Origin of the sequence: Pseudomonas urethralis (genome assembly GCF_021602465.1) — a bacterium.
In the GTDB taxonomy this organism is placed as follows: domain Bacteria; phylum Pseudomonadota; class Gammaproteobacteria; order Pseudomonadales; family Pseudomonadaceae; genus Aquipseudomonas; species Aquipseudomonas vlassakiae.
The window spans coordinates 1-24,940 of sequence record NZ_BQIJ01000011.1; the positions used below are offsets into that span (position 1 = coordinate 1).

The window sequence follows — 24,940 nt, forward strand, 5'->3', positions numbered from 1 at the left end:
CAGGATGTCAGGAGTTCGAATCCCCTCACCCCGACCATTTTCAGGGTCGTTAGCTCAGTTGGTAGAGCAGTTGGCTTTTAACCAATTGGTCGTAGGTTCGAATCCTACACGACCCACCATGTAAAAATGGGCATCTCGATTGAGGTGCCCTTTTTTTTAGCAAGACCTCGGGGTGTAGCGCAGTCCGGTAGCGCGCCTGCTTTGGGAGCAGGATGTCAGGAGTTCGAATCCCCTCACCCCGACCATTTTCAGGGTCGTTAGCTCAGTTGGTAGAGCAGTTGGCTTTTAACCAATTGGTCGTAGGTTCGAATCCTACACGACCCACCATGTAAAAAGGGCATCTCGAATGAGATGCCCTTTTTCTTTTGCCTCGGATTCATTCTCGTAGATCCTTGGGCCTGCTTCGCAGGCCTTTCGCGACACAAGGCCGCTCCCACAATGTCCGCGTTTGCCCTCTAGATTGGGCTTGCGCGATCGATGTGGGAGCGGCCTTGCGTCGCGAAAGGGGCGCAAAGCGCCCCCGACAATCTTCAGTGCAGCTTCAATCGCGGCTCAGTGCCACGGCCAATCTTGCTGCCCAGCATCATCAACGCCGTGCGGAAGAACCCATACAGCGCCATTTGGTGCATGCGGTACAGCGACACGTAGAACATCCGCGCCAGCCAGCCCTCCAGCTTCACGCTGCCCATCAGGTTACCCATCAGGTTGCCCACCGCCGAGAAGCGCGACAGCGACACCAGCGAACCGTAGTCCTTGTACGCGTAGGTTGGCAGCGCCTTGTTCTCCAGCCGCGCCTTCAGACTCTGCGCCAGCATCGAAGCCTGCTGATGCGCGGCCTGGGCTCGTGGTGGCACGTTGCGGTCGCTGCCCGGTTGCGGGCACGCGGCACAGTCGCCGAAGGCGAAGATGTTGTCATCGCGGGTGGTCTGCAGGGTCGGGCGCACTACCAGCTGGTTGATGCGGTTGGTTTCCAGGCCATCGATGTCCTTGAGGAAACCCGGCGCACGGATACCTGCCGCCCACACCTTGAGGCTGGCCTGGATCACTTCACCGTCCTTGGTCTTCAGGCCATCCTCGGTCACTTCACTGACCGCCGCGTTAGTCATCACTTTCACCCCGAGTTTCTCCAGGGTCTTGTGCACCGGCACGCTGATGCGTTCCGGCAGGGCAGGCAGCACGCGCGGGCCGGCCTCGATCAGGGTGATGTGCATGTCCTTGGGCTGAATGCGGTCCAGACCATAGGCGGCCAGTTCATGGGCCGCGTGGTGCAGCTCTGCGGCCAGTTCCACACCGGTGGCACCAGCGCCGACGATGGCTACGCTGATCTGCTCGCTGGCCACGTCACCGGCATGGGCGCGCAGGTAGTGGTTCAGCAGCTGCTGATGGAAGCGCTCGGCCTGCTTGCGGGTGTCGAGGAACAGGCAGTGCTGCGCCGCGCCCAGGGTGCCGAAGTCGTTGGTATTCGAGCCCACGGCGATGACCAAGGTGTCGTAGCCCAGGATGCGCGCAGGCAGCAACTCGCGGCCCTCGTCATCGAGGGTGGCGGCGAGTTGAATCTGCTTGCCTTCACGGTCCAGGCCACTCATGCGGCCCAGCTGGAAGTTGAAGTGGTTCCACTTGGCCTGGGCCACGTAGTTCAGTTCATCTTCCGAGGAGTTCAGCGAGCCGGCGGCCACTTCGTGCAGCAGGGGTTTCCAGATATGCGTAAGGTTGGCGTCGACCAGGGTGATCTCGGCCTGCTTGCGCTTGCCCAGGCTTTTACCCAGGCGGGTCGCCAGTTCCAGGCCGCCGGCGCCGCCGCCGACAATCACGATGCGATGAGTCATGGAAATATCTCATAAGGTTTACGGAATTCGTGGCCACAGGGGCCGGCCGCAAACTGCGAGAGGGAAGGGCGAGCGCCAAGCAGCTCATAGCACCAGTTCACTCAGCAGGCGGCTGATGAGACCCAACCCGATGGTCACGGCCAATACCAGCACAAGGAGCAGCCAGGGCCGGAAAGGCCGGCGCTCGACTTGATGCTGGGGGGCTCGCAGATACTCATCGACACGACGCTGATCTTCCGGGTTCAGGCGGCTGGTCATGGTGGGCCTCGTCAGATAGACGTTTGTGACTGCACGAACGCCACAGCGTTCATGCAAGCGCGTCAAACAAATGATAATGCTTTCTATCCCTGGCGCCGAGTTTACGCCATCGCAAAGACTCTCGGCAGTGGATCAAAGACTGATGCCCACGTCGAAGACAATGCTGCGCCCCAGGTTGCCACGCAGAAAGTCCGGCGCGTCGGGGTGGGCGAACAGCACGCGGGCGAACGTCGGCCCGACCAGCGACAGCGAGCGCCAGCCCTGGCGCAGGTATTCGGTGGGCGGTGGGAAATGGGTATTGAGGTCGAGCACTTCGCGCTTGAGGCTGGCAAAGGCGATGATGTCCAGCTCGCCCAGGTCCAGCCCGCGCTCACGGTAGTTGTGCGCCTTCTTGCGCAGGGTTGGCGCCAGGCGCCCGAGCAGCTCGGCGGCGGCGATACGCCGGGGGCGGGCTTCGCGGCGCACCAGCTGGGCCAGGGAAAAGGCACTGCGCCGGCGTTGCAGCTCCTCACGCCACTCATCGTTGAGGCGGCGGCCTTCGTCGAGCACGAAGAACACCTCGAATGCCGCATCGCGGAACAGCACATCCGGTGGCTCCTGGCCGGCCGGGGTGAAGTCCTCGCTACGGTAGGGGATGTTCAGCCCTTGCAGCAGGCGCTGGCACACCCAGCGCTCCCGCTCCCACTTGCGGGCGTTGGAGAGAAAGGCATTGGCTTGTTCGGCCTGGATGGTAAGCAGGCGCAGGTAATCTGAGTCATCCATGGGAACAAGCTTAGCCGCTAATCGATGACGGTAAGATGCTGTTTGTGCGTAGGAAACGGGGCAGGGTGTAGACTCAGCTTGTCCACATGGCCGAAAGGGATATGTTCCAGGTGATCAGCGCGCAGGTTTTATCCACAACCAGCCTTGCCGTGGGTTGGCTGGGTTACGTGCCCTTGCTGATCTGGGCCGCCAGCCGTACACGCTGGGTGGAACTGGTGACCGACCGGCGCCGTCAGCACCTTTTGTTTGGCACGGTGTTCTGCCTGTTCGCGCTATGGCTGGTCCGGCGCGATTTCGACACGGGTGTGTCTTACCACTTCATCGGCATGACGGCAGTGACCTTGCTGCTGGACTGGCCGCTGGCCGTTCTGGGCGGTTTCCTCGCCCAGTTGGGGTTGCTGGCGCTGGGGCGGCAGGACCTTGCGGCGCTTGGGGTCAACGGTTTGCTGCTGGTGGGCTTGCCGGTGCTGATCACCGAAGTGTGCGCGATCCTGGTGGAGCGGGCGCAGCCGCGAAACCTGTTCGTTTACATCTTCTGTTCGGGGTTCTTTCCCGCTGCGCTGACGGTGCTGATTTGCGTGCCGGTGGCGTTGGCGGTGTTGTGGCTTGATGGTCGCTTTGCGATGCCGGAGTGGCTCAGCGATTTTATCGGCTACCTGTGGCTGATGATGTTCCCGGAGGCGTTCATCAACGGCATGGTGATCAGTGCGCTGGTGGTGTTCTGCCCGGAATGGCTGGAGACGTTCAACCGCACCCGGTATCTGCAGGCGCCGTGGAAGGATGATGAGCGCTGAGAATTGAATTGGCAGTTCCGGCCTCTTCGCGGGCGCGCCAGCGAAGAGGCCAGTGCAGCCGCCGAGAATCAGATCAATGCCGCGGCTCCAGCTCCCCGGAAAACAGCTCATCCTCGGCATCCGGCGCCACCGGAATCTTGTGTTCCTCGGCCGCCCAGGCGCCCAGGTCGATCAGCTTGCAGCGATCGGAACAGAACGGCCGGTATGCATTCTTCTCGTTCCATTCCACAGGTGCGCCACAGGTCGGGCAATCGACGGTCAATGGCTGGCTCATGGCTGGCCTCCTCGTAAAGTCAGGTAAAAATGGTGCAGGCGGTCAATCTGCTCGTGCAGTGCGGCGAGGTCGCCATCATTGACCACTACATCGTCGGCATGGCCCAGGCGCTCCTCACGGGCCAGCTGGGCCTTGAGAATGGCCTGTACCTGCTCAGGGCTGGTGTTGTCACGCGCCAGGGTGCGCGCCACCTGCAGCTCCTGCGGCACATCGATCACCAGCACGCGCTGGACCTTCTGGTACTGGCCCGACTCGATCAGCAACGGCGACACATACACCGCGTAGGGCGACTCGGCCTTGGCCAGGTAACTGAAGATCTCCTGCCCGATCAGCGGGTGCAGCAGTTGTTCCAGCCACTTGCGCTGGGCCGGGTCGGCGAAGATCAGCTGGCGCAACGCTGCGCGGTCCAGCTGGCCATCGTCCAGCAGCACACCGGTGCCGAAGCGCTCGACGATGCTGGCCAGTGCCGGGCGACCGGGTTCGACCACCCAGCGCGCTGCCTGGTCGGCGTCGACCAGGTGCACGCCAAGTTCGACGAAGCGCTCGGCGGCGGCACTCTTGCCGCTGCCGATGCCGCCGGTCAGCCCGAGAATCCAGGGGGTGAAGGCCTTGGTGGTCATCACATTCCAAACAGTTGCAGGTAGAAGGCGTACATTTCATCACCCCAGAGCACAGCAATCCACCCCGCAGTGGCCAGATAAGGGCCAAAGGGTATCGCCGTGCCGACGGATTGCCTGCGCACGCGTAGCAGGCACAGGCCCGCCACCACGCCGATGACCGATGACAGCAGCAAGGTCAACGGCAATACCTGCCAGCCGCCCCAGGCACCGATCAGCGCCAGCAGCTTGAAGTCGCCATAGCCCATGCCCTCCTTGCCGGTAACCAGCTTGAACACCCAGTACACCGACCACAGGCTCAGGTACCCCGCCACCGCGCCCCACAATGCGGCGGGCAACGGCACCACGGTGTCGAAGGCATTGACGATCAAGCCCAGCCACAGCGTTGGCAGCACGATGACATCGGGCAGGATCTGCTGGTCATGGTCGATCAGGCTCAGTGCCAGCAGGCTCCAGGTCAACAGCAGCAGGGCCAGCGCCTCGATGCCAGCGCCGGAGTGCCAGGCCACCACCACCGATAACAGCGCACAGGCCAACTCGACCAATGGATAACGTGCACTGATCGGCTGCTTGCAGGCCGAGCAGCGTCCGCGCAATGCCAGGTAACTCAGCAGCGGGATGTTCTCCCAGGCGCGGATCGCGTGCCCGCAGTGCGGGCAGTGGGAGGCGGGGAGGGACAGATTGAAGCGCTGGTATTCGGTGGTCGGCAGACCCAATGCTTCCTGCGCCTCACGCTGCCATTGGCGCTCCAGCATGATCGGCAAGCGATGCACCACCACGTTGAGGAAGCTGCCCACCAGCAGGCCGAGCACAGCCGCCAGGGTGATGAAGTACGCTGGCCGCTCGGCCAGCAAAGTCCATGAAGTCATGTTCAGATCAAGCTACCCAACTGGAAGATCGGCAGGTACATCGCCACCACCAGGCCACCGACCAGCAAGCCCAGGATCAGCACGATGGCCGGCTCCAGCAGGCTGGTCAACTGGTCCAGCGTCTGGCTGACCTGTTCCTCGTAATGGCTGGCGGACTTATCCAGCATCTGGTCCAGCGTGCCGCTGGATTCACCGATGGCGGTGAGTTGTACCAACAATGGCGGAAACAGCGGTTCATTACCCATTGCCTGATTCAGCGCCTGCCCGTTGGCCATGCCCTGGCGCAAGCGCTGCACCGCCTGCTCGTGCAGGTCATCGCCACAGGCCTTGGCCACGGTGACCAGCGCATCCAGCAACGGCACCCCCGCAGCATAGGACGTGGCCAGGGTGCGAGCAAAGCGCGCCAGGGCCGCCTGGCTCAACAGCCTGCCGAACACAGGCAGGCGCAAAGCCTGTGCAGTTATCCACAAGCGGGCTGGCGCATGCTTCTGATACAGCCGGGTCACGGCGAAGCCCAGGCCAAGCGCGGTTATCAACAGCAACGGCGCATAGCGCCCCAGCCCTGTGGACAAGTCGATCACCCACTGTGTGAACGCCGGCAGCGCGGCATCGAAACCGGCGAACAGGCTCTCGAAACGAGGAATCACCTCCAGCAACAACACCGCCGAAACCCCCAGCCCGGTCAGCAACAGCAGCAACGGATAGAGCATCGCCTTGCGTACTCGCTTACGCAGCACCTGGCGTTGCTCCAGCATCCCCGCCAGTTGTTCCAGCTGCCGATCAAGCGTACCGGACTGCTCGCCCACACGAATCAGGTTGCAGTACAACCCATCGAACCACGCCGGATGGCGCTGCAGCGCATCCGCCAGCCCCAGGCCCGAGGCCACATCCCGTTTCAATTTATCCAGTAACGCTGCCTGCCCCGCACTGCAGCCGCTGCGCCCCATCACCTCGAAGGCCTGCAGCAGTGGCACCCCGGCCTTGAGCAAGGTCGCCAGCTGCCGACTGAAGCCTGCTGGGTCTGTCTTATCCCGAGCTTTCGGCAAACGCCATTCAAACCCGCCAGCCGCCCGCAGGCTGAGCACGTGGATGCCCTGGCGCTGCAAGCCGGCCCGCGCATAGGCCGGGCTGCGCCCGCTGACCTGGCCGCTGACCGCGGCGCCATTGGCATCCGTGCCGCGCCAGGTGTAGAGGTGTGTAGATGGGTTCATTGCAAAGGTCCTTTTCGGCTCGTGCGACAAGCCTGGAAACAGCTTGCCGCGTCCATGAGCGGGCGTGCGTCCGTGATGCTCACTAGAGTAGTTCAGCGAAGATGACGCCCTGGCAGGCAGGGGTGACAAAAGGTGTCTGTTCAGGCCTACTGCGCCGCTGCCAGCTGGGGCGAGCCTGACCTCCACCAGTACACGTATCAAAAAGGAAATCATTCATGAAAGGGCAACGCGGTATCACCCTGATCGAACTGATGATCGTCGTCGCGATCATCGGCATTCTGGCGACCATTGCCATCCCGATGTACACCAACCACCAGTCCCGCACCAAGGCGGCGGCCGGGTTGCTGGAGATCAGCGCGCTGAAGACGGCGATGGAGCTGCGCTTGAATGAAGGCAAGGAGGTGGGGAGTGTGGCTGAATTGGGTGGCCAGCCGGCTACGGCGAACTGTGCGATTGCGGTGAGCAGCAAGGCGGCTGACGGGATTGGCACGATTGCATGCACCCTGGTTGATGCGCCGACCAATGTGGTTGGCAAGAGCCTTGCCCTGACGCGTTCGCCAACTGGCTGGACCTGCACGACCGATATCGAGGAAGACCTCGCGCCGAAGGGCTGCAAAGCGCCCTGAGGGAAGGGGAATAAGGCCGGGGAAACAGGGGTTTACGCGGCGGGTGCGGCAGTGGTACGTTGCGCTACACGCCGGTGTAGCTCAGTCGGTAGAGCAGCGCACTCGTAACGCGAAGGTCGCAGGTTCGATTCCTGTCTCCGGCACCAGTTCAGGTTCCAGCGAAGGCTACCAAAATCTCTGGAACCCCCGTAAAACCCGCCTTCTGGCGGGTTTTTTCGTTATGGCGTTCCGTCGGATTCCGACAGCTGCCAGCCGATTTAGGGGTAACGTTTGGGATAAAGTCGATTCGATAAAGGGGTTTACCCTTATGGCTCGTACTACTGCTCCCCTGACCGACACCGCATGCCGTTCGGCCAAACCTACTGATCGCCCCTACAAGCTTTTCGACGGTGACGGTCTTTACCTCCTCGTTTACCCCAATGGCCGCAAAGGCTGGCGTTTCCGGTATGTGAAACCGGATGGGCGAGAGGGGCTGACCTCGTTTGGCATCTACCCCGTCATAGGGCTCGCAGATGCTCGGCAGAAGCGTCTGGAGACTAAGCGGATGCTGGCTGAAGGCATTGATCCGATTGCGTCCAAGCAGCAGGCCAAGGCCGAGGCGGTTGTCAGAGGGCACACCTTTGAGCGCGTTGCCTTGGACTGGCATAAGGAAATGTCCGTGAAGTGGGCGCCTGGCCATTCGAGGACCGTGTTGAGTCGCTTGAAGACTCACGTATTCCCGCTGCTAGGCGCACGGGCCATCGTGGATCTGGATACCTTCGACCTCATGCAGCCGCTTGAGGCAATCAAGAAGCGCGGCACGATCGATGTGGCGTTAAGGGTACAAAACTACCTTCAGAGCATCATGCGTGAGGCGAAACGGCTGCGGCTGATCACGGTGAACCCTGCGTATGACCTTGAGGGCTTCATCAGCGCGCCACGGGTTACGCATCGGCCTGCACTCCCGCTCTCACGTCTGCCAGAGTTGATGGACCGCATCGAGAACTACAAGGGACGCACGCTCACTCGGCTGACAGTCATGCTGTCGCTACACGTGTTCGTGCGCTCCAGCGAATTGCGCTTCGCACGTTGGAGTGAGTTCGACCTGAAGCGCGGTATTTGGGAGATACCTGATACGCGGCCCGCGTTAGACGGCGTTCCGTACTCGACCAGAGGGACGAAGATGGCGGGCGACATCCACCTTGTCCCGCTTTCACCGCAAGCGGTGATGTTGCTCGAACAGATTCATGCGATCACGGGGTACTTCGACCTAGTGTTCACCAGTGACGCTCGCTCGTGGAAGCCTATGTCCGAGAACACGGTCAACAGCGCTTTGCGGAACATGGGCTACGACACCAAGACCGAAATCTGCGGTCATGGCTTTCGGTCCATGGCGTGCAGTGCCTTGGTCGAATCCGGGCTTTGGTCAGAGACCGCTATCGAGCGGCAGATGAGCCACAGGGAGCGCAACAACGTTCGGGCGGCGTATATCCACAAGGCCGAGTTCCTGGAGGAGCGGCGAATGATCATGAGTTGGTGGAGCCGCTACCTCGAAGCGAATCGGCAGGAGCATATCTCGCCGCATGAGTTCGCGAATCAGGCCGGGGCAAACGTATCGAGTCTTAGAGCAAGGCGTGGCGCAGTCGAGTGAGCGCACGGCTTTGAAAGTTCGGTGATCCGCTTTCCATGCGGGTCCATCCAAATAGGGCTGCAAAGCCGCCCTGTTTGGATGGACCTCACCGAAAAAATCAAAAGCACCCAACTGGCCACTGGAAACCACGGGATTCCGTACACGCCCCATGCCATTTTCAACTGCAAAATCCAGCGGGCGAGTCGCTTGACCCTCCCGGATTGCGGGCGTAGAAAAGATAGTGCAAAGGCTGTCGTTGACAGCACCCCAGGTGACCCGAACCTTAAAGGTCACGCCGCTCTCGCGGTGGTTCTCCCCAAGGGCGATTCGCATCCGGCAGCTCGCCCGGTCACTACCCATGTGATGGATGCTCTTACACATATAGCGCTCGTGCGCCAGATACACCGTACCTCGCTGCCCTGCAGCAACCTATCCGCTTGGCCGAATCTTGCGCCAACTGGTGCCCGTCTCTTTTCCTGAAAAGAGACGGGCACTTCTACAGCTGCTGCAGCCCTGATCGCACAAGGCTTTGCGGCATTCCCCCTCGTGACAATTGGCGTGACAAACGCCGATATCACCAGCAACAGCCATGTAGATGATGGTGCCGCAGACCAAGGAATGGACTGCACCTGACTGACAGTCAGGCATGCCCCGGTCATTGCATTGCTGCGTTCACCCGGCTCAGGATCTTCAGACGTTGGTCTAGTCAGCCAGTGCTGCCTCCACCCGCCCACCGGCAACGGTGTTCAGGAGGCCAGATCATGAGATGCCCTTGCTCCCGGACGTAAGGAGCCGCCAGTCCCGCGCTAGAGGACATCCCCACAGGTCGCAGGGGCCTTGATCCCTGATAACACTCAGCATTCTTGGCGGGATGACGTGGGGCGAGGACTGGAGAGCAGAAGATGAGGTGACCAATATGGCATTGGTGGGTAGACGCGATGGCCGCAATTTCGGTTACGGCAGGCAACTGAGCTATGCAGGGCCGCAGGCGTTGAAAGACATGTTCGGCGGCGGCCACTACGGCACGGTCAAAGCGCACTGTGATCGGTGGCACGCATTCGTGAAGTGGTGCCGCTCCGATCAGGGCCCCGGTATCAATGATGCGCGGCAGATTGATCGGAGGGTGCTGGCGGACTATGCAGCGTATCTGCGCGACGTGGTTAGGCGCGGTGACCTTGCTGTCAGCACCGCACAAAACCGGCTATCCAGCGTTAACAGGACCATGGTGGCGCTTCGCGGTGATCAGTACGTAGCACTGCCCAGTCCGAGCAAAGCGTTGGGTATGCAGCGCACCGGGATTCGCCACTCAGTGCCGCAGGGCCAAGACCGCGAACAGGTTAAGCAGATCGTCGATACGCTTTGCAGTCGACATCAACTGCGGGCCGCTGCAATCGTTCTATTGTCGAGAGCCACCGGCATGCGCCTGCGTGAGGTCATCTTGGCTGACCTGCCACGGCTAAGCCGTGAGGCTGACGATCTAGGTAGGATTAACATTCAGAATGGCACCAAAGGCGGTCGTGCCGGGGTCTCAGCGCCGCGATGGATTGCGGTGGACCACCATGTTCAAGACGCACTTGTGTTTGCACGGCAGGTGTCGCCTGCGAGTAGCCGCAACCTGATTGCACCAGACGAAAGCTATCTGAATGTTCTTCAGGAAATCATCCGCCCAGCGCGGGATGTCCTGCATGCACAAAAGCTCAAGGGCTTCCATGAGCTACGAGCGGCGTACGCATGTGAACGCTATGAGCAAATCACCCAACACCCCGCGCCTATCAACGGCGGCCAATGTTGCCAGGCAGATAGGAACCTAGATCGTGAGGCCAGAAGGCAAATCAGCTATGAGTTGGGGCACGGTCGGATCGATGTGGTCGCGGCCTACATCGGAGGACGCAGATGAGCAAGTCATTTGATATGGAGCTGTTCTTGGCTGCGGTGCTGACGGGTTCGTACGCAACCCGGCAGCGCCATTTACGGCAAGCAAAGCTCATCCAAGCTGAGATATCTGAACGCTGGCAGCTGGAAACTCCTTGGGCGTGGCAGAGAAAACATGTGACTTGGTTTCTTGAACGCCGACTGGCTGGGCGATGCGCGGCGACTCGGTACTACTATTTGCTAACGGCGCGGTTGCTAGTTCGTCGTTTAGAGCGACCGTGGGTGCTTAAATACCAAACTAAGATTTGACGATAGTCACGACTGAGCGCGTTCCCCTCTTAGCAGGCAATAACTTGTTATGACAAGTGCTCGCAACCCCCATGCTTATGCACGGAGAAACTCATAGCGCTTGATGAACTATGATGCCAGGTTGCGGGCACCAAAATATTTCTTGATCTACCCGCGGTTGAGCGGCAGACAAATACCTGAACAGCGATAGGGAAAGCACCACGAGAGAAGCCATTCTGGACGGCGCTATCGCATGAGCCGCTACCAGAAACGTCGAAGCTGAGCAATGGAAGTCCAGCCTCCCAGTTTCTAAGGGCAGTTCATGTAGGCACTGCGGCCAGCAGGCCAATGTGTCCATCGCGACATAGATTTTCACAAGCTTGCACTAGCTGGTCGCTATATGGTTGTTACCCTTCAACAAGCCATTTTGGGGCGCCCGATGTGGAAAGTTCCGGAAAAAGCCATTTTTCCCAGTCTCCCAGTAAATCTCGGATCGCTTGCCCACGGCCGCGTTTCGCTAAAGCCGCGAGCATTCTACAAAAAAATGACACCTCCATAGGTTCCTACGCCCTTTAATGGTTGTCACACAGCACTGAGGGGTTGACACAATCGAAAATGGTGTGTGTGATTCACATTGGAAAGGTGGCATTTAGCCATCGTTCGGAATTTTCAAAAAGTCATCACAAGCGTTACGCAGTAACCATCTAGGAGATAAAGTATGGAAACTACCAGTCCTCACTTCGACTATGATCAATACGCAGCTACAAAGTACGAATTGCGTAAGCTCATCCAAGAGGACTTTGTCGAGGCCATAGCCCATGGGGAAAAATGTGATCACCTAATTCTCTCTTCGACCCGAGAATTGGGAGCCGGTGAAGCCCTTGCGGCAGCAGTTCACGCTCACTCCCTATACCTAGCCGCTTACGACTTGGCCAGATCGGGTCACTTTTCAGCAATGTTCCCACTTCTTAGGACTGCTCTGGAATCAGCTGTGTATGGTTACTTGTTTAATCGCGAAGACGGACTAGTTGATAAGTGGCGAAAGCGCCATGTGTCTGATGAGGACTTCAATAATTGCAAGCAAGCGCTTACGCGAGCAATGACACGGTTTCGAGGTTATTTACAGGAGCACGATAAGAAATCGGGTGATACGCCCTATGAAGAATATGTGATGACCTTATATGATGCTGCTATAGATTTCGGCGCTCATCCAAACCCAATTGCCTTGGTCAATAATACTTCCGTAATCACTGATGGCACACAGTCTAAATTCACTTACCAGTATCTACGAACTGAAAAGAAAGGCATAGCGCAGGGCTTTGTTGCATGTTTCGAGTTCGCCACAGTGCTCGCAGTAGTCAATCACCTATCCCGGATGCAGATCAATCCAGAGCTTCCAGGACTTGACGTGACGTTTCTTGACTTTTTCCGCGAGACAAATGCTGTATCAGACAAGCTTAACGGGCAGCCTATTGGATTCGAAAATAGGTACTACAATCGAGTGAATTCTCTTGTTTCTCCAAAATAAAATGATTGATCAGCCTGAAGTCCTCAGGCTTAAATGAGCCAAAGCCATCTATGGTTTCGATTATTATTGCAGGGTACTAATATGCCAAAACTTGATCTGCTGACTTCATCCAACAGTACGAGCGTAGTTTTTTCTGCGCTGAGGCAATTAACAGGTGACACGAGTTACGCAAGCTTTACCGGGGTTGTAAGCGCCAAGGTTAACGGCGTTCTAAAAATTGACAAAGAAGAAATTACTGTTCAGCTCACAAATAGCCGCCCAAATTTCGCCATTATTGATATTCATTGGGAAGATTGCGGCTACAAAAATTATAAAGAAATGGGGTTGTTTGGAAGGATGACTACTGAGTGGAATGAAGTGAAATCAACATCGGCAAGATCTTTCAGTGTTTTTAGCGATAGCTATGAAGTCGAAATTTGCTATTAGTTAAAACTATACCGTCACGCAGTCTGCGCCCATTGTCGATGCTAAGTCAGATATAAAGCGATCGTCATGACTGCTAGTTAGGATGTTGCAGTGAAACTGCTGGTTTGTTGTAAGTTGTTTGGCAGTTCGCTGACTATGGGTCGGAAGTGGTTCGGCAATACCGATCGCCGCTTTCGACCTGTAGATGCTTCTTGTGAGGGCGACAAGCGGCTAATAGCAGTAGTTGTAAGTAAAAGTTGCTCATATCATAGAGTTCTCAAGGTTGCGTAAGGTGGAAAACCGTACAGCGTTTTTCATTGTGTGAATATTCAAGCCACTTGCTGGCTCGTTAGGCTAGCCTACGACTGATGTGGCGCTCGTGAATTAATTTTGGTATAACGAGAAAAAATCTGCGCTCTGCTGAGTGCAGGGGCCGGATTGCTAACCTAGATGGAACTTCCATGAATCTGGAAAAATTCTCGAAAATTGCTGAATCACTTCGTCAGTATAGGCGTGCAGAGCTCAAGGATTTCGAGCCTGAGACCAATGGTAAGCCTGTCGACCAGCTTTATGTTGACCCCCTTCCAGGGGACGCAGTCCTGAAGTCTGTGCTGTCCGGCAATACGACTTTTCTTCTCGGGCGCAAAGGTACCGGAAAGAGCACTGTTTTTGCTCGTGCGCAATCTATGCTTCGCGACAGAAAAGATATTATCTCAGTTTACATCGATGTTAAGTCGATATATGACGTAATTGATGCGGTTGATGTATCGAACGTCGATCTAGTGGCTAATAATATTTCACCTGTCGCCTATCGCTCACATATGCTTAGGAAGGTGATGCTCGGCAAAGTCATTGCGGGGTTGCTCAAGGAAATAGGTGCCGCATGTGAGCGATTGTCTCTGTGGGATCGCTGGCTGTCAGGAGTGAAGCGTCAGTATGAGGATTTAATTGCTAGTCTTTCGGCTCTTGAGGATAGCATTAAGAGTGCTAAACTTGAGCAGCATGAGATTCCAGTGCTGCAAAAGATAAGCCACCAACTTCGCATAAAAAAACAGCAAGAAAATTCACAGAAAATAGATCAATCTGTGAAGGGGGCAGCAAAAATATCACCTGCGAAGGCTGAGTTGAGTGCGAATATTAGCGAGTCGATGACTGACTTCGATAAAACTCTGGATGATAGCGACTTTTATAACGAATACTCTGATGTTGTCGTCAAGTCATTCCCTTTTGGAGATATAATTGAAGATATTCAAGGGCTGATTGCTGGTGCGGGCCTCGCTCGTCTGGTCGCGTTCTTTGATGACTTCTCGGAGCTAAGTTTCATAGATCAACGCCTTTTTGTTGATGTTGTGCTGTCTCCCTTGAATAATTCCAGTAATGAGGCGGTCAAGTTAAAGGTTGCTGGATACCCAGGTAGAGTCTATTATGGGAAAATTGATCCAGGAAAGGCAGATACTATTAGTCTGGATTTTTCTGATCTTTACGAGGCATCTGAAGTTCAAGAGATGGAGCGCTCAGCATCCTCTTATGCTGCAAGGCTCTTGGAGACTCGCTTTAAGGTTTTCGGTGAAGATTTGGCCAATTATTTTGAGCTCTCATCTGATACTGCTCGCGAGGATGTAATGCGCTTGATGTTTCAGGCCTCATTCAATGTTCCTAGGATTATGGGGCATTTGTTGCATCTTCTGTATCTGGATAGAGTTTCAAAAGGTCAAAAGATAACGGCCGCCTCAATCCGCTTAGCTTCTCGAAAGTACTACGAAAACACAATTTCAAAATATTTCGATCGCCTCAATCGTTATGCATTGGAGCCCTTTGAGAATAAGCTTGATCGTCATAATCAAAGCCAGCTTTTGAACTGCTTGATCAATGAGGCGAAGGATGTAAAGCGTAGAATTATCTCTAAGGAAGTCGGAGGCGACTATTTTTCAAGCCTTGGATCTAATCCACCTACAAGCCACTTCACAGTTAGTCCGGGCTTGGAGGATATGCTTTCCTCTCTAGAATCTAATTTCTTTGTGTCTCGTTATAAAAAAATGCGAGCCAAAGATAATAGAGAGGTCATCGCATACTCCTTATTTCTTGGTTTGTGCGAAAATGAGCGGATGAGTTGGGGTTATCCTGACGGGCGCCCATTTAGGCATTATTTCCAGCAGCGTTGCTTTGAGTATACACGAGCTATTCATCAATTTTTGTCGAGCAACCAGACTATTCGTTGTGATACATGTGGTATGTGTCACTCGATGGATAATCGAGATAAGTTTGAGTTCTTTAAGTGGCGATGCCCAGACTGCCGGGAGGGAACTTGCTCGGTTGTAAATCTTTCTGATGATTTCAAGGAGGAAGTGGCTCGCCTTGATAAAGACATCATGCTAGAGCCGATTGAGCTAGAGATTATTAGCGCCCTCAATGACGAGCAAAGAGATATGCGAGCTGGTGAAATATCTGCCCTAATTGATACTACCCATCAAATGGTAGGGCGCAGGACAAGTAAGTTGAAGGATATGGGGCTGGTGGATAAGGAGCCAGATAGTGATGGGAGAATGAGAAGTCGCCTTACTTTCCGTTGTGAAGCGACATACTTCGGCCCCACTGATCGCTAAATTATAGGGAGCCCTTCAGGCCAAGGCCAGAAGGTTCTTGATCTTGGACACTCAATAGGGGTTGAAAACGGTTACTTTTCCAGCCGTCTTTTACTGGCATGGTCGGAGCTATGGTTGTTTTGAGAAGTGGCAGCTTCGGGACGGAGGCTGCCCTTCGAGAATGACAGTTTTGGGTCCAGGCTGTGTGAAAACCCCTGTAGATTTTTGAGGTCCACGTTCTTCCGCGAAATCTGAATAATCTCGGCCGGTCGATTAACCCAGAGTTTCGCATGGGAACGCGATTTTCAGCTTGTTTTTGCCCAGTCAAACTGCTCTGGAGATTTTCACACAGCTTGGGTCGATAACTGCCATCCTTCACCAGAGCCTGAGCGTGGCTCTGGCGAATGGACGGCAGAATGCCTCAGCGAATTTCATCATCTTATCAGGGGCTTTCACGGGGGCGTGAATCTCGGAATAGGTTGAGGATAATTTTAGAGATAAAGATGTTTACCTTGAAGAAAAATACCCACTCAATTCAGAGCCTTTCGTGTTGATACGATTCCTGTCTCCGCGCCAGATATCAAGGCTTGCAGTGATGCAGGCCTTTTTGTGCTTTGAAGAAAGTAGCGCACTTTCTGCCCATCCTTCACCTGATGGTGCTGGCCGACTTCGACGTAGACCGCAACTTCCACTTAAGAAACGGCCCCTTTTGAGATAACTGATTTTCAGCGTTTCGGTTTGGCCCAGTGTTTACGGGGCAAGAGCTCAAAATTTTATAGATAAAGAATCTGCCATATGGGGATAATCCTAGAAGCCCCGGTGTGCTCGTCGCCGACATCGTTGAGGCTTACCTGTCACGGCTGAGAAAATAAAGGCCCGGATTCTTCCTACGAAACGTGTGCCCCCAGACAACCCCCCGCGCCCTTGCGCAAGCGGGTCCATAGGGATAAATTGCCCCAGTCGCCGAAGCATCGGCGATGCGACCTTGGCCGGTCGGAATCGAAAGGCGCAGCAGCGCCCAGTCTTCATCGCAGGCGCTTTTTTTTTGTGCCCGCGATGTCGTGTTATGGCGGTGGTGCGCGGGACACCTTCGGGTGTGCCGGGCTCCTTTCGTCCCGGTCGGCCAACCCGCGTACTGCTGCCACCTAAACTTGCTTGGCCGCGAGCGGTGGCAGTTCCACAACGAAAGGAACTCATGCATGACCACCAGAAATCCGTTCAGGATCCTCGCATCCGTTCTCCGCCGCCGCTCCGCGCCGGCTCCCAAACCGCACCGCTTCTACCCGATCTGTGACCTGGCTCGTCCCGCCTCCAACCCAAGGCAGGTGTCCCATGACTGACCAAGAGCGCTTATCGACCATCCAAAGCTACGCCTGGACCCTCGAACTGCTCGGCGAAGCCTTGGTCCAGCACGATGAAGTGCTGGAGTGCGAACACAACCCTCACCTGAGCTTTCGTAACACAGCAGGTATCCACCAGGCGATCCGGATCATCAGCCGGCTGGCCAGTGAACAGTGCGCAAAGCTGATCGCCCCAGCGCCCTGAATGATCCAGCCGACTGATGAAGGCACCGCAGCCGCCAGCCAAGCGCTGGCGCAGCCTGGCCAAGCCCTCAACCCGACAACCACGCCAGCCCCCGCAAGAGCAGGTATGAGATGATCCCCCCGGTATGGCAGGAGGCGGTCGATGGCAGACCACGTTGATTACAAACGCAACAGCGATATCCCCGGGCTGGTGCTGAGCGAGGCGCGTTTCTCGAGCTTTCGCTTCGGCCGTCACTACCATCTGGATTTCCACGTCGGCTTGATCACCGACGGCGTGCAGCGCCAGGTGTTCAATGGCGAGACGACGCTGCTCTCGCCAGGCACCATCCAGTTGATGCCACCCGGCGAAATCCACGATGGCATCAGCGCAGGCGACGACGCTTACACGCTCAAGACCTTTCGCGTATCCGCTGACCTGTTGCGCAGCGTGACCGAAGAGCTGACGGGCAGTGACCAGTTTTCCGCCCTGGGTGGCGCACTGTTGCAGGATGCCAGCCTTGCCATCCAGCTTTCCCGGCTGCACGACGCGCTCGCAGCGGGGCTGCCTACTGACCCGCTGTTCGTCGATTCTCAGTGGCTCATGCTGCTCGGGCGGCTATTCGCCCAGGCGCGGATGGTCAAGCCGCAGTTCGTGAAGGGCACGCTTTCGAGCGTGCAGTGGCACCGTGTGCGGGACTACTGCAACGAACACCTCGCCGACAAGATAACCCTCGAAGTCCTGGCTGCGTTGTGCGACCTGGAGCGTTTTCACTTCCTCAAGCTGTTCAAGCAAACGGTCGGCATGACGCCATATGCCTGGCTGGTGCGTTTGCGCCTGGAGCGCGCCTGTGTGCTGCTGAGCCATACCCAGTGGGAATTGACCAGGGTCGCGCAAGAGGTGGGTTTCTACGACCAGAGCCACTTCAACCGTGCCTTCAAGCAAGCCTTCGGGGTTGCGCCGTCTCGTTACTGATCGCGGTTGCCCATCAATTTTTTACAAGTGCGCGAAGTCCTCGCCCTTTAGCCTTGAGTCTTGATCGGGCGTTGCCCCGGAAGGAACCAAGGATTTAGATCGATGACGCAACGGGCGTACTACACCAGCGATGAGTTGACCTTGAACACGCACGTGGTGCGTTGCACACCGACGGAGGATGGACGGTTCCGGGTCGACCTGGCCGAAACCCTCTTTCACCCCCAGGGCGGCGGGCAGCTGGCGGATCAGGGAACCATCGCGGGTATCCGGGTCGAGGACGTGCTCAATATCGACGGCGATGTGGTGCATGTGGTCGGGCAACCCGTGCCCGTGGGCAGCGTCGAGATTGCCATCTCGCCCGAGGTGCGTGCGCTGCATGCTCGCCTGCATTCCGCCGGTCACCTGATTGCTTGTGTCGGGCAGAACTTGGGCTGGCTCCCCAGCAAAGGCCACCACTGGCCGGGGGAGTCTCGGGTGGTTTTCGAGCGCCAGGTCGGTTGCGAGCCGCTGACGGCCGAAGGTATCGAGGCGGCGGTGAGCGCACTGATCGAGCGTGACCTGCCGCGTGAGTTGATCGACCAGGACGGTGTTCGCTCAGTGCGCTTCGGCACCTTGCCGATGCACGGTTGCGGCGGCACGCATGTCACCTCGACGGGCTTGGTCGGGCCGATCAAGGTGCTCAAGCTCAAAGAGAAGAAAGGCCTGCTGTCGGTGCATTACGACGTAGCTCGATAGACAACGAAGTCACTGGAGGCATCACGTGGACTACGTTCCCCAACTTTTGACCATTGCCGCCGTCATGCTCCTGGCCTGCGTCAGCCCAGGCCCCGATTTCATTGCCGTCACGTCCAACGCCCTGGTGAGCCGCAGCCGAGGGATAGGTGTTGCAGTGGGCACCAGCGCAGGCATCGCCATCTGGGCGGTGCTGGCGATTGTCGGGCTGGGTGTTTTGCTGAGTACAGTGGCGTGGTTGTATGACGCGATTCGGGTTGTGGGCGCGGCGTATCTGATCTACATGGGCATCAAAATGCTGCTCGGCGCGCGGCGGCCTTATGCAGCCCTCGAAATCCGCACGACGCAAAACACCACCACGGCAGCCCCCCGCGTCGGGTTGCTGGTGTCTGCCACGAATCCCAAGGCCGCGGCGTTCTTCGGCAGCTTTTTCATCACCGTGCTGCCGGCACATGCCCCAGGCTGGGTGATGGCTGCTGCCGTGGTGGTGGTCACGCTTGTTGCGTTTGCCTGGTTTTCCACCCTGGCATTGATGTTTTCCACGGCTCGGGTGCGGGCGTTATACACGAAGGTGCGTCGGCCGATCGATGCGGCAATGGGCGCGGTACTGGTGGGGCTTGGCTTGCGGCTGGCGCTGGTGCGATAACGCCAGGCCGGGTTGCCTGTTTCAGCTCCATAGCTTCGCACTTTGCGGCACCCCGCCATAGCCATAGGCGGTAGCGCGCACGTCCATGAGGTGTACGTTCGAATGAGGGTGCACATTGCCGATGCGTCCTGAAAGCAGATCATACGCCTCACGCTGATACCGCCGTTTCTGCTCCACTGTCGTCGTCTCGTCGGTGATCGTGACCTCCAGGCGAAAGCTGTTGCGCCCCAAGCTCTCGAGCGATTCACACTCGATGAACCACAAGCCAGCATCGACGAAGCGAACGATCACCATCGTTTGTGATGGCTGCTTGTCCAGAACGCGTGCGGTCAGTTCAGTCAGCTCGCGGCTGAGTTCCGACGCCAGGGCAGTATCTGGCGCGCCAGACAAGGTCAGGGTTATTCCAGGCATTTCGGTAATCCTCGTAAGTGATGTGCCTGTAACTTAGCCTTTGAACATCATCCCCAAAAGCGGGAAAATCGATGCTCATCTTCCTGTTTATCCGGAACCTGCATGTACCACTTCGACATTGCGCAGCTCCACGTCTACTTGGCGGTCTGTGAGGCAGGCAGTATCTCGGCGGCCGCTCCGGCCCTGTTTCGCTCGACCTCCGCGATCAGCGAACAGCTGCGTAAGCTGGAAGATGCCGTTGGTGTCGAGTTGCTCATTCGCGGCAAGCAAGGCGTTCGCCCAACACCTGCTGGTGAACGACTTTTGCGCCACGCCAGGCAAATCATCACCCTGGGCGAGCGGGCGCTGTCCGACGTTCGAGGCGAACAGTTCGAAGGGGAGATACGGTTAGCGATCACTGATTACTTTCGCCCCGGCGACATTGCTGGGTTGCTGAAAAAACTTCGTGAATGGCATCCACGGCTTCGGCTTCATGTAGTGATGAAAAAGAGCCTGGAAATTGATCAGGCAAATGACCATCTGGACATCGGCTTGGCCATGCGTTTTGACGAGCGCGTGTCTTCATCCAACCTCTTTGAAGTAAGGCAGGAGCCACTACAATGGGTAGCCGCTGTCGGCTGGGTTCCAGAGCCTGGGCAGCCGCTGCCATTGCTGGCGATCAGCGGGTGTGGATTGTCGGAGTACAGCTGCCAGGTGCTGGAGCGCGCCCATGTCGATTACGAGATCGTCTACTCGACTTCAGGGGTGGCGGGGTTGCAATCGGCATTGAAGGCAGGGCTTGGAATTGCGTGCCTTAACGCGAGTGCTGTCCCCCATGGTGTGGAGCCTTACAGGACTGGCTTGCCGGTATTGGCGCAAGCCAGGTTCTCGTTGCTTCCACCGCGTAAGGGAGAGTCTGCGCTGGTGGAAAATGTCCGGCGATTGTTGCAGGGTTATCTCGCATAGGGTTCGGGACGAGGCATTCATCGTTTCATTCAGGCTAATAGACACCCATTTTGGCCTTGCCCCGTGAATATCCAGATTGGCTTCTCAGACTAGAGAAACGCTATGACTGATGATAAAAACGATGATCGCCCTGTTTATCAAGCAGCCTGCCATTGCGGAACAGTCAGATTTTCACTGCGCTTGACCGATGGGCTGCGTACAGCGCGAAGGTGCAACTGCTCGCTCTGCCGCATGCGTGGCGCCGTGGCGGTATCAGCCAACCTGAACGACATCACTGTCACTCAAGGTGAAGAAGCGCTGACCCTTTATCAATTCAACACACGTGAAGCCAAGCACTACTTCTGCTCGAAGTGTGGGATCTATACCTTCCACCAGCGTCGCTCTGTGCCGGACCAGTACGGGGTCAACGTGGCTTGTATTGAGGGGATGAGCCCATTCGACTTCCCGCAAGTGCCTGTCAGTGAAGGACGGAATCATCCTAAAGACCGCGTAGGTGGGGCAGCAGGGGTTGCAGGATGGCTGCGGTATGAAAGCAACCTTGAGTGACTGCACAGCTGGCGTGGGAAGTCGTCTTCCGACATAGATGACTTCTCTTGCAAGCCTGCGCGGGTGCTTGGGTTGTTGGGGCCGCTTTGCGGCCCATCGCCGCGGTTCGTCGCCACGACAAGCGCGGCTCCCACAGGGGCGGGTGACTCGACTTCAATCTTTCATCATGCCCAGTTCGGCATCATCGAGCAGTGCCTTGGCCAGGGCGCTGAGGTAGTGCGAGGCCCAGAGCAGCTGGGGTTGTCTTCCATAAGGCCGTCGATGGTCAGGTCGCGGACGTAGCCCATCAGTTCTGAGGCCTGTTCGCGGGCGCTCTGGCAAGGGATGCCGGGTTCGATGCGGAAGAGGGGATGGGTCTGGTTTTCACCTTGGTAGAAGGTGGTTTTGCCGACAGTGAAGTGGGTTTCTTCGATGGCCATTGTTTGATCTCCCTGAAGTTGAAGATGCCTGGGCTGGCCCTATCGCCGGCAAGCCGGGTGCCCACAGGTTCACCAGGGGAAATGCCCTACAAGAAAGGGGTTAAGTCTGATTTATTTTGCCGTTAGAAGTAACAGCATGTAACTCCAATCGGCGTCCGACACAACTGCTAACGGCATGTGAAAGGGAAGCTTCGTCTAGGCAGGATTCGCCTGAGTCCATTCTCGGAAGTTGTCGCAGTCCGATTGAAGTTCGATAGCCGGCTCTCCAGGCGCTATGCGCAGCATGCTGGCATCATCATTGACGCAGTGCAGATCGACGCCCGTATGCAAGTGTTCATGCCAGTAGCCGTCACTGCAAATCAGTAGCCGCGCATCCGGTGATAGCTGTGTCGTCAGGCAGTCAGGAGCGCAAAAGCGCTTCGCATTCAGCGAGCGGGTCAGCAAATGCCGCGATTCTGCGGTACGTGGGGATTTTGACCAGATTGGCTGATCTTGAAGATTATGTGGGCGGTTCAGCCAGTTGATGGGCGCTCCTAGAGGTTGGATTCCCGCAAGGCAATCACCTACATGCGCGACATGGAGCAGCTGTTGTTGCTGGTCGACGAGTACGCAGCAGTAGCTGGCGATCGCGTGGAGGTGTTGTTGGCGTAAATGGTGCTGTTCGGCGCGCATGATGCCAACCAGCCCTTCGAGGCTCAGCTGTTGCGACGCTCCCAGCGCGGCGTCGATGACCACCCGGCACCAGTGCCTGGCAAAGTCTTGCCCATCGCCCTTCTCGGCTGCATCCACGAGCATGGCCAGCACGAAGTGGTCCTTGCGGCCGTACGCTGCAGCATCGCTGTTACGAAGACTGGCCTTGCCCTTGCGGCTGATCCAGCCAATCTGCATTAGTGGTTCACCCCTGCCAGGGCTTCCAGTCGCTCGAACAGCAACTGTTCGCGATCACTGTCGCCCTTGGCTTGAGCACTGACGGCATATTCAAAGTTCCTGTCGTCCAGCAATTGCGCTACTTCCTGTCGGATGTAATCGCGCACATCGGGTCCGACTGCTTCGATTTCGTCCTGCAGCTCCTCGCGCCCGTCAACCAGGTTGAGGATGTCTTCGATGTCACGACTCGAGAGTGCGTCCCCTCGTCCACGGCCTTTCCAGGCTTCGAGCTTGGTGGCCACGAAGTACACGGGGCTGACCAGATTGATCATGGTTTGCTCGTCGAGTTGATAGGCCGTGGCGGTACTCATGGCGTCGCGGTACCAGCGGTTGCTGAAGCCGAGGGAATCGTCGTCTGGCATGAAATCGACGCGAAGGTCACCCAGTTTCATGGCGCAGATCGGGAAGTCATCGTCATCTTGCGGGCCGACTCGGAAGCCGCGACCGCTGAGTGTTTGTTGCAAGTGGGCAAAGCCAACCGGACCCATGACGTGTACGATCAGATCGACATCGTCGGTACTGCGCACTTGTTCCCGGGTGAAGGTGTCGGTCAACAGAAGCCCTGTTGTACAGCCACCGACAAATGTCATCTGCTGGCAAAGGTCAGGCCCCAAAGCCCTAGCAACCTCAAGCAGCATGGCGTGAAGGGTACTGAAAACACTCATGGCAGCTCCAATCTATCCTGCAGCATGTTTGCAGCAAGGTTGCGCTCACGGGGTTGCCCCAACCGTATGGCATCCACCAGCGCCAGCAAGGCATACATCTCCGGATCTCTTCGAGCCGCATCGGCTGCGCTCTTGAACAGCGGCTCGACTTTCGTTCCCATGGTATTGCCACGGGCATAGGGCCAGACTGGAACGTGTTCACCGGAGCTGATAAGGCTTTTGTCCAGCACAGGTGCTCCAAAGCCGGTGGCGATACCGCGTGTCAGCTCACCCGCGCGGGCTGGGAACACGTACTTCAGGCCGTAAACGATGAGCTCAAGCAGGGCTTTGGTGTTGGCTCTTGGGGCGCCTGTTTTGCGGTCGGTCTTGGCCAGGCCAATATCGATGCAGTGCTTCAGGGACAGATTGATCTGCGTTTTGCTGATACCAGTTTGTAGTTCCAGAGCACGGGCAGTGTAGGCGTAGGGGGGGGGTGTGCCTTGCTCGGGGCCTGCGTTCTCTTGCAATAACGTAAGGCGGTCGTCATCCGACTCTTGCCAGTCTTTCCAGTCGTGTGGCCAGGCTGATACTGCTTTGTCCCGCGACTCATGTCGCTGGAGGCAAATCAGCTTGAGCAGTAAGCCGATGTCTTGACCTTTCATGAGAATCTCTATCTGGCCGTCCCGTGTCCCGGGACATGGGACAACTTGATCACGAAATTATGATGTTCGCAAGAGGCGGTAGGCTTTTCGTACGCCAGCCATTTTCGAAAGGCCTTTAACCGGGCGCAGCTGCTAACGTCAAAAGCCTCAATAACCAAAGATGAGGTTCAAGATGATTTCTCACAGGGATGTAATCGCCAGCAATCGTGATGCCTGGAATGCATCTGCAGATTTCCATCGGCAAAGCGCGTCCTGGCCCCCACTGATCGATGCTGTGGCTCACAAAGACTTTTCCTGCCTGGATTCAACCCTGACCGACCAGTTGGAACAGGTAGGCATAACGGCAAAGGCCGTTATCCAGCTAGGCTGCAACAATGGTCGCGAAGCGATATCGCTGTTTGCCCTTGGCGCATCGGAGGTGGTGGGCGTCGATCAGTCTTCGGAGTTTCTGAAGCAAGCGCACGAGCTGGCCGAAAGGTCCCCCTATTCGCCCGTCTTCATTGAGTCAGACATCCACGAACTACCAGCAAACCTCGACCAGCGCTTCGATGTTGCCTTGATCACCATCGGTGTCCTGAACTGGATGCCCAACCTCGCTCTGTTCTTCAGCCACGTCGCCAGGACGCTGAGGCCGGGCGGCACTCTGGTCATCTACGAAACGCACCCCTTCCTGGAAATGCTCGACCCGGAAGCCAGCGACCCTTGGCGCATCAGCACGTCCTATTTCCTGACCGAACCGCTGGTCGAAACGGGCGCCATTGTTTACGAAGGCAAGGGCGAGCCAAACGAGTTGCAGTCCTACTGGCATCTCCACCCGCTAAGCGAGGTGCTCATGAGCGTTGCTGGCGCAGGCTTGAGCCTTCGTGCGTTCGACGAATACCCGCATTCCAATCGGGAGGAGGTGTACGACGTCTATGAGCAGGGCGCGGCACAAATACCTATGTGCTACACCCTGGTCGCAGAAAAACGCTGAGGCAGTTGATGAACTGGG

The 24,940-nt window shown here is 57.1% G+C and carries 26 protein-coding genes, 4 tRNA genes and 1 pseudogene; 19 read left to right on the forward strand and 12 right to left on the reverse strand.

Annotation, left to right across the window (positions count from 1 at the left end; translation table 11 throughout):
- Positions 1-43: 43 nt before the first annotated feature.
- The 3 genes from L6D64_RS17850 (at position 44) to L6D64_RS17860 (ending at position 327) form a co-directional block, all read left to right on the forward strand.
- Positions 44-119: transfer RNA gene (locus L6D64_RS17850), tRNA-Lys, on the forward strand.
- Between the two features lie 49 nt (positions 120-168).
- A tRNA-Pro gene (locus tag L6D64_RS17855) sits at positions 169-245 on the forward strand.
- 6 nt (positions 246-251) lie between these two features.
- Positions 252-327: transfer RNA gene (locus L6D64_RS17860), tRNA-Lys, on the forward strand.
- A 203-nt stretch (positions 328-530) separates the two neighbouring features.
- Here L6D64_RS17860 and L6D64_RS17865 read toward each other — a convergent pair.
- The 3 genes from L6D64_RS17865 to L6D64_RS17875 form a co-directional block, all read right to left on the reverse strand.
- On the reverse strand, positions 531-1,826 hold the full coding sequence (locus L6D64_RS17865; RefSeq protein WP_054886114.1) for an NAD(P)/FAD-dependent oxidoreductase: 1,296 nt from the start codon (positions 1,824-1,826) through the stop codon (positions 531-533).
- A gap of 84 nt (positions 1,827-1,910) precedes the next feature.
- Positions 1,911-2,084, reverse strand: a complete 174-nt coding sequence (locus tag L6D64_RS17870) for a DUF3094 domain-containing protein (RefSeq protein WP_060512989.1) — start codon at positions 2,082-2,084, stop codon at positions 1,911-1,913.
- 132 nt (positions 2,085-2,216) lie between these two features.
- On the reverse strand, positions 2,217-2,846 hold the full coding sequence (locus tag L6D64_RS17875; RefSeq protein WP_152959241.1) for a DUF1780 domain-containing protein: 630 nt from the start codon (positions 2,844-2,846) through the stop codon (positions 2,217-2,219).
- Positions 2,847-2,932: 86 nt separating this feature from the next.
- Here L6D64_RS17875 and L6D64_RS17880 point away from each other — a divergent pair, with 86 nt between their 5' ends.
- Positions 2,933-3,640, forward strand: coding sequence for an energy-coupling factor ABC transporter permease (locus tag L6D64_RS17880; RefSeq protein WP_176506944.1), 708 nt, complete (start codon positions 2,933-2,935; stop codon positions 3,638-3,640).
- Between the two features lie 73 nt (positions 3,641-3,713).
- On the opposite strand, the gene yacG is transcribed toward L6D64_RS17880, so the two are convergent.
- Genes yacG through L6D64_RS17900 form a run of 4 tightly spaced genes read right to left on the reverse strand, consistent with a single transcriptional unit; the run spans position 3,714 to position 6,611 of the window.
- Positions 3,714-3,914 (reverse strand): DNA gyrase inhibitor YacG, encoded by a 201-nt coding sequence (gene yacG / locus L6D64_RS17885; protein ID WP_054886117.1) that lies wholly within the window; start codon positions 3,912-3,914, stop codon positions 3,714-3,716.
- The gene (coaE, locus tag L6D64_RS17890; RefSeq protein ID WP_176506943.1) at positions 3,911-4,534 is read right to left on the reverse strand and encodes a dephospho-CoA kinase; all 624 of its coding nucleotides are present in this window, start codon (positions 4,532-4,534) and stop codon (positions 3,911-3,913) included. The genes yacG and coaE overlap by 4 nt, the downstream gene beginning before the upstream one ends.
- Positions 4,534-5,400 (reverse strand): prepilin peptidase, encoded by an 867-nt coding sequence (locus tag L6D64_RS17895; RefSeq protein ID WP_176506942.1) that lies wholly within the window; start codon positions 5,398-5,400, stop codon positions 4,534-4,536. Before L6D64_RS17895 ends, coaE begins: the two co-directional genes overlap by 1 nt.
- A 2-nt stretch (positions 5,401-5,402) precedes the next feature.
- A complete protein-coding gene (locus L6D64_RS17900; RefSeq protein ID WP_176506941.1) occupies positions 5,403-6,611 on the reverse strand; it encodes a type II secretion system F family protein in 1,209 nt (402 codons plus the stop codon).
- A 215-nt stretch (positions 6,612-6,826) separates the two neighbouring features.
- On the opposite strand from L6D64_RS17900, the gene L6D64_RS17905 reads away from it, so the two are divergent.
- From L6D64_RS17905 to L6D64_RS17960, 12 genes are all read left to right on the forward strand, one after another.
- On the forward strand, positions 6,827-7,237 hold the full coding sequence (locus tag L6D64_RS17905) for a pilin (RefSeq protein WP_176506940.1): 411 nt from the start codon (positions 6,827-6,829) through the stop codon (positions 7,235-7,237).
- A 70-nt stretch (positions 7,238-7,307) separates the two neighbouring features.
- Positions 7,308-7,383, forward strand: a tRNA-Thr gene (locus tag L6D64_RS17910).
- A 161-nt stretch (positions 7,384-7,544) separates the two neighbouring features.
- Complete coding sequence (locus L6D64_RS17915; RefSeq protein ID WP_176506939.1) at positions 7,545-8,867, forward strand: tyrosine-type recombinase/integrase; 1,323 nt, start codon at positions 7,545-7,547, stop codon at positions 8,865-8,867.
- An 895-nt stretch (positions 8,868-9,762) separates the two neighbouring features.
- The gene (locus L6D64_RS17920; RefSeq protein WP_176506948.1) at positions 9,763-10,743 is read left to right on the forward strand and encodes a site-specific integrase; all 981 of its coding nucleotides are present in this window, start codon (positions 9,763-9,765) and stop codon (positions 10,741-10,743) included.
- Positions 10,740-11,027 carry a hypothetical protein gene (locus L6D64_RS17925; RefSeq protein ID WP_176506938.1) on the forward strand — a complete coding sequence of 96 codons (288 nt, stop codon included), beginning with the start codon at positions 10,740-10,742 and terminating at the stop codon, positions 11,025-11,027. Before L6D64_RS17920 ends, L6D64_RS17925 begins: the two co-directional genes overlap by 4 nt.
- Positions 11,028-11,724: 697 nt before the next feature.
- On the forward strand, positions 11,725-12,534 hold the full coding sequence (locus L6D64_RS17930) for a hypothetical protein (protein WP_176506937.1): 810 nt from the start codon (positions 11,725-11,727) through the stop codon (positions 12,532-12,534).
- An 81-nt stretch (positions 12,535-12,615) separates the two neighbouring features.
- A complete protein-coding gene (locus L6D64_RS17935; RefSeq protein WP_176506936.1) occupies positions 12,616-12,960 on the forward strand; it encodes a hypothetical protein in 345 nt (114 codons plus the stop codon).
- A 440-nt stretch (positions 12,961-13,400) separates the two neighbouring features.
- A complete protein-coding gene (locus L6D64_RS17940) occupies positions 13,401-15,542 on the forward strand; it encodes a transcriptional regulator (RefSeq protein WP_176506935.1) in 2,142 nt (713 codons plus the stop codon).
- Positions 15,543-16,853: 1,311 nt separating this feature from the next.
- The gene (locus L6D64_RS17945; protein ID WP_176506934.1) at positions 16,854-17,066 is read left to right on the forward strand and encodes a hypothetical protein; all 213 of its coding nucleotides are present in this window, start codon (positions 16,854-16,856) and stop codon (positions 17,064-17,066) included.
- A gap of 141 nt (positions 17,067-17,207) precedes the next feature.
- Positions 17,208-18,017: an AraC family transcriptional regulator gene (locus L6D64_RS17950; protein WP_176506933.1), complete on the forward strand. Its 810-nt coding sequence runs from the start codon at positions 17,208-17,210 to the stop codon at positions 18,015-18,017.
- Between the two features lie 102 nt (positions 18,018-18,119).
- Positions 18,120-18,752, forward strand: a complete 633-nt coding sequence (locus tag L6D64_RS17955) for an alanyl-tRNA editing protein (protein WP_176506932.1) — start codon at positions 18,120-18,122, stop codon at positions 18,750-18,752.
- Positions 18,753-18,777: 25 nt separating this feature from the next.
- Positions 18,778-19,395 (forward strand): LysE family translocator, encoded by a 618-nt coding sequence (locus L6D64_RS17960; RefSeq protein WP_176506931.1) that lies wholly within the window; start codon positions 18,778-18,780, stop codon positions 19,393-19,395.
- Between the two features lie 21 nt (positions 19,396-19,416).
- Here L6D64_RS17960 and L6D64_RS17965 read toward each other — a convergent pair whose 3' ends face one another.
- A complete protein-coding gene (locus L6D64_RS17965) occupies positions 19,417-19,806 on the reverse strand; it encodes a tautomerase family protein (protein ID WP_176506930.1) in 390 nt (129 codons plus the stop codon).
- A gap of 102 nt (positions 19,807-19,908) precedes the next feature.
- On the opposite strand from L6D64_RS17965, the gene L6D64_RS17970 reads away from it, so the two are divergent.
- The gene (locus L6D64_RS17970) at positions 19,909-20,751 is read left to right on the forward strand and encodes a LysR family transcriptional regulator (protein ID WP_176506929.1); all 843 of its coding nucleotides are present in this window, start codon (positions 19,909-19,911) and stop codon (positions 20,749-20,751) included.
- Between the two features lie 102 nt (positions 20,752-20,853).
- A complete protein-coding gene (locus L6D64_RS17975; RefSeq protein WP_176506928.1) occupies positions 20,854-21,297 on the forward strand; it encodes a GFA family protein in 444 nt (147 codons plus the stop codon).
- Positions 21,298-21,450: 153 nt separating this feature from the next.
- Here the strand turns inward: L6D64_RS17975 and L6D64_RS17980 are convergent.
- The 4 genes and pseudogenes from L6D64_RS17980 to L6D64_RS17995 form a co-directional block, all read right to left on the reverse strand.
- A pseudogene (locus L6D64_RS17980) lies at positions 21,451-21,716 on the reverse strand (DUF3077 domain-containing protein).
- Between the two features lie 195 nt (positions 21,717-21,911).
- Entirely contained in the window at positions 21,912-22,604 is a 693-nt protein-coding gene (locus L6D64_RS17985; RefSeq protein WP_176506927.1) for a hypothetical protein, read from the reverse strand.
- Positions 22,604-23,197: a hypothetical protein gene (locus tag L6D64_RS17990; RefSeq protein WP_236192524.1), complete on the reverse strand. Its 594-nt coding sequence runs from the start codon at positions 23,195-23,197 to the stop codon at positions 22,604-22,606. Before L6D64_RS17990 ends, L6D64_RS17985 begins: the two co-directional genes overlap by 1 nt.
- Positions 23,198-23,304: 107 nt before the next feature.
- Positions 23,305-23,949 carry a hypothetical protein gene (locus tag L6D64_RS17995; RefSeq protein WP_176506925.1) on the reverse strand — a complete coding sequence of 215 codons (645 nt, stop codon included), beginning with the start codon at positions 23,947-23,949 and terminating at the stop codon, positions 23,305-23,307.
- Positions 23,950-24,121: 172 nt separating this feature from the next.
- Between L6D64_RS17995 and L6D64_RS18000 the strand changes: the two genes are divergently transcribed.
- Positions 24,122-24,922 (forward strand): class I SAM-dependent methyltransferase, encoded by an 801-nt coding sequence (locus L6D64_RS18000; protein WP_176506924.1) that lies wholly within the window; start codon positions 24,122-24,124, stop codon positions 24,920-24,922.
- The last annotated feature ends 18 nt before the right edge of the window (positions 24,923-24,940 follow it).

What these genes read in the sequence shown, in the direction of transcription:
- L6D64_RS17920 (WP_176506948.1), top strand. Translation starts at nt 9,763, where the DNA reads ATGGCATTGGTGGGTAGACGCGATGGCCGCAATTTCGGTTACGGCAGG.
- L6D64_RS17950 (WP_176506933.1), top strand. Translation starts at nt 17,208, where the DNA reads ATGGCAGACCACGTTGATTACAAACGCAACAGCGATATCCCCGGGCTG.
- L6D64_RS17995 (WP_176506925.1), bottom strand. Translation starts at nt 23,949, where the DNA reads ATGAAAGGTCAAGACATCGGCTTACTGCTCAAGCTGATTTGCCTCCAG.
- L6D64_RS17895 (WP_176506942.1), bottom strand. Translation starts at nt 5,400, where the DNA reads ATGACTTCATGGACTTTGCTGGCCGAGCGGCCAGCGTACTTCATCACC.
- L6D64_RS17975 (WP_176506928.1), top strand. Translation starts at nt 20,854, where the DNA reads ATGACTGATGATAAAAACGATGATCGCCCTGTTTATCAAGCAGCCTGC.
- L6D64_RS17905 (WP_176506940.1), top strand. Translation starts at nt 6,827, where the DNA reads ATGAAAGGGCAACGCGGTATCACCCTGATCGAACTGATGATCGTCGTC.
- L6D64_RS18000 (WP_176506924.1), top strand. Translation starts at nt 24,122, where the DNA reads ATGATTTCTCACAGGGATGTAATCGCCAGCAATCGTGATGCCTGGAAT.
- yacG (WP_054886117.1), bottom strand. Translation starts at nt 3,914, where the DNA reads ATGAGCCAGCCATTGACCGTCGATTGCCCGACCTGTGGCGCACCTGTG.
- L6D64_RS17955 (WP_176506932.1), top strand. Translation starts at nt 18,120, where the DNA reads ATGACGCAACGGGCGTACTACACCAGCGATGAGTTGACCTTGAACACG.
- L6D64_RS17865 (WP_054886114.1), bottom strand. Translation starts at nt 1,826, where the DNA reads ATGACTCATCGCATCGTGATTGTCGGCGGCGGCGCCGGCGGCCTGGAA.
- L6D64_RS17935 (WP_176506936.1), top strand. Translation starts at nt 12,616, where the DNA reads ATGCCAAAACTTGATCTGCTGACTTCATCCAACAGTACGAGCGTAGTT.
- L6D64_RS17900 (WP_176506941.1), bottom strand. Translation starts at nt 6,611, where the DNA reads ATGAACCCATCTACACACCTCTACACCTGGCGCGGCACGGATGCCAAT.
- L6D64_RS17945 (WP_176506934.1), top strand. Translation starts at nt 16,854, where the DNA reads ATGACTGACCAAGAGCGCTTATCGACCATCCAAAGCTACGCCTGGACC.
- L6D64_RS17930 (WP_176506937.1), top strand. Translation starts at nt 11,725, where the DNA reads ATGGAAACTACCAGTCCTCACTTCGACTATGATCAATACGCAGCTACA.
- L6D64_RS17970 (WP_176506929.1), top strand. Translation starts at nt 19,909, where the DNA reads ATGTACCACTTCGACATTGCGCAGCTCCACGTCTACTTGGCGGTCTGT.
- L6D64_RS17870 (WP_060512989.1), bottom strand. Translation starts at nt 2,084, where the DNA reads ATGACCAGCCGCCTGAACCCGGAAGATCAGCGTCGTGTCGATGAGTAT.
- coaE (WP_176506943.1), bottom strand. Translation starts at nt 4,534, where the DNA reads ATGACCACCAAGGCCTTCACCCCCTGGATTCTCGGGCTGACCGGCGGC.
- L6D64_RS17940 (WP_176506935.1), top strand. Translation starts at nt 13,401, where the DNA reads ATGAATCTGGAAAAATTCTCGAAAATTGCTGAATCACTTCGTCAGTAT.
- L6D64_RS17915 (WP_176506939.1), top strand. Translation starts at nt 7,545, where the DNA reads ATGGCTCGTACTACTGCTCCCCTGACCGACACCGCATGCCGTTCGGCC.
- L6D64_RS17985 (WP_176506927.1), bottom strand. Translation starts at nt 22,604, where the DNA reads ATGCAGATTGGCTGGATCAGCCGCAAGGGCAAGGCCAGTCTTCGTAAC.
- L6D64_RS17925 (WP_176506938.1), top strand. Translation starts at nt 10,740, where the DNA reads ATGAGCAAGTCATTTGATATGGAGCTGTTCTTGGCTGCGGTGCTGACG.
- L6D64_RS17880 (WP_176506944.1), top strand. Translation starts at nt 2,933, where the DNA reads ATGGCCGAAAGGGATATGTTCCAGGTGATCAGCGCGCAGGTTTTATCC.
- L6D64_RS17875 (WP_152959241.1), bottom strand. Translation starts at nt 2,846, where the DNA reads ATGGATGACTCAGATTACCTGCGCCTGCTTACCATCCAGGCCGAACAA.
- L6D64_RS17965 (WP_176506930.1), bottom strand. Translation starts at nt 19,806, where the DNA reads ATGCCTGGAATAACCCTGACCTTGTCTGGCGCGCCAGATACTGCCCTG.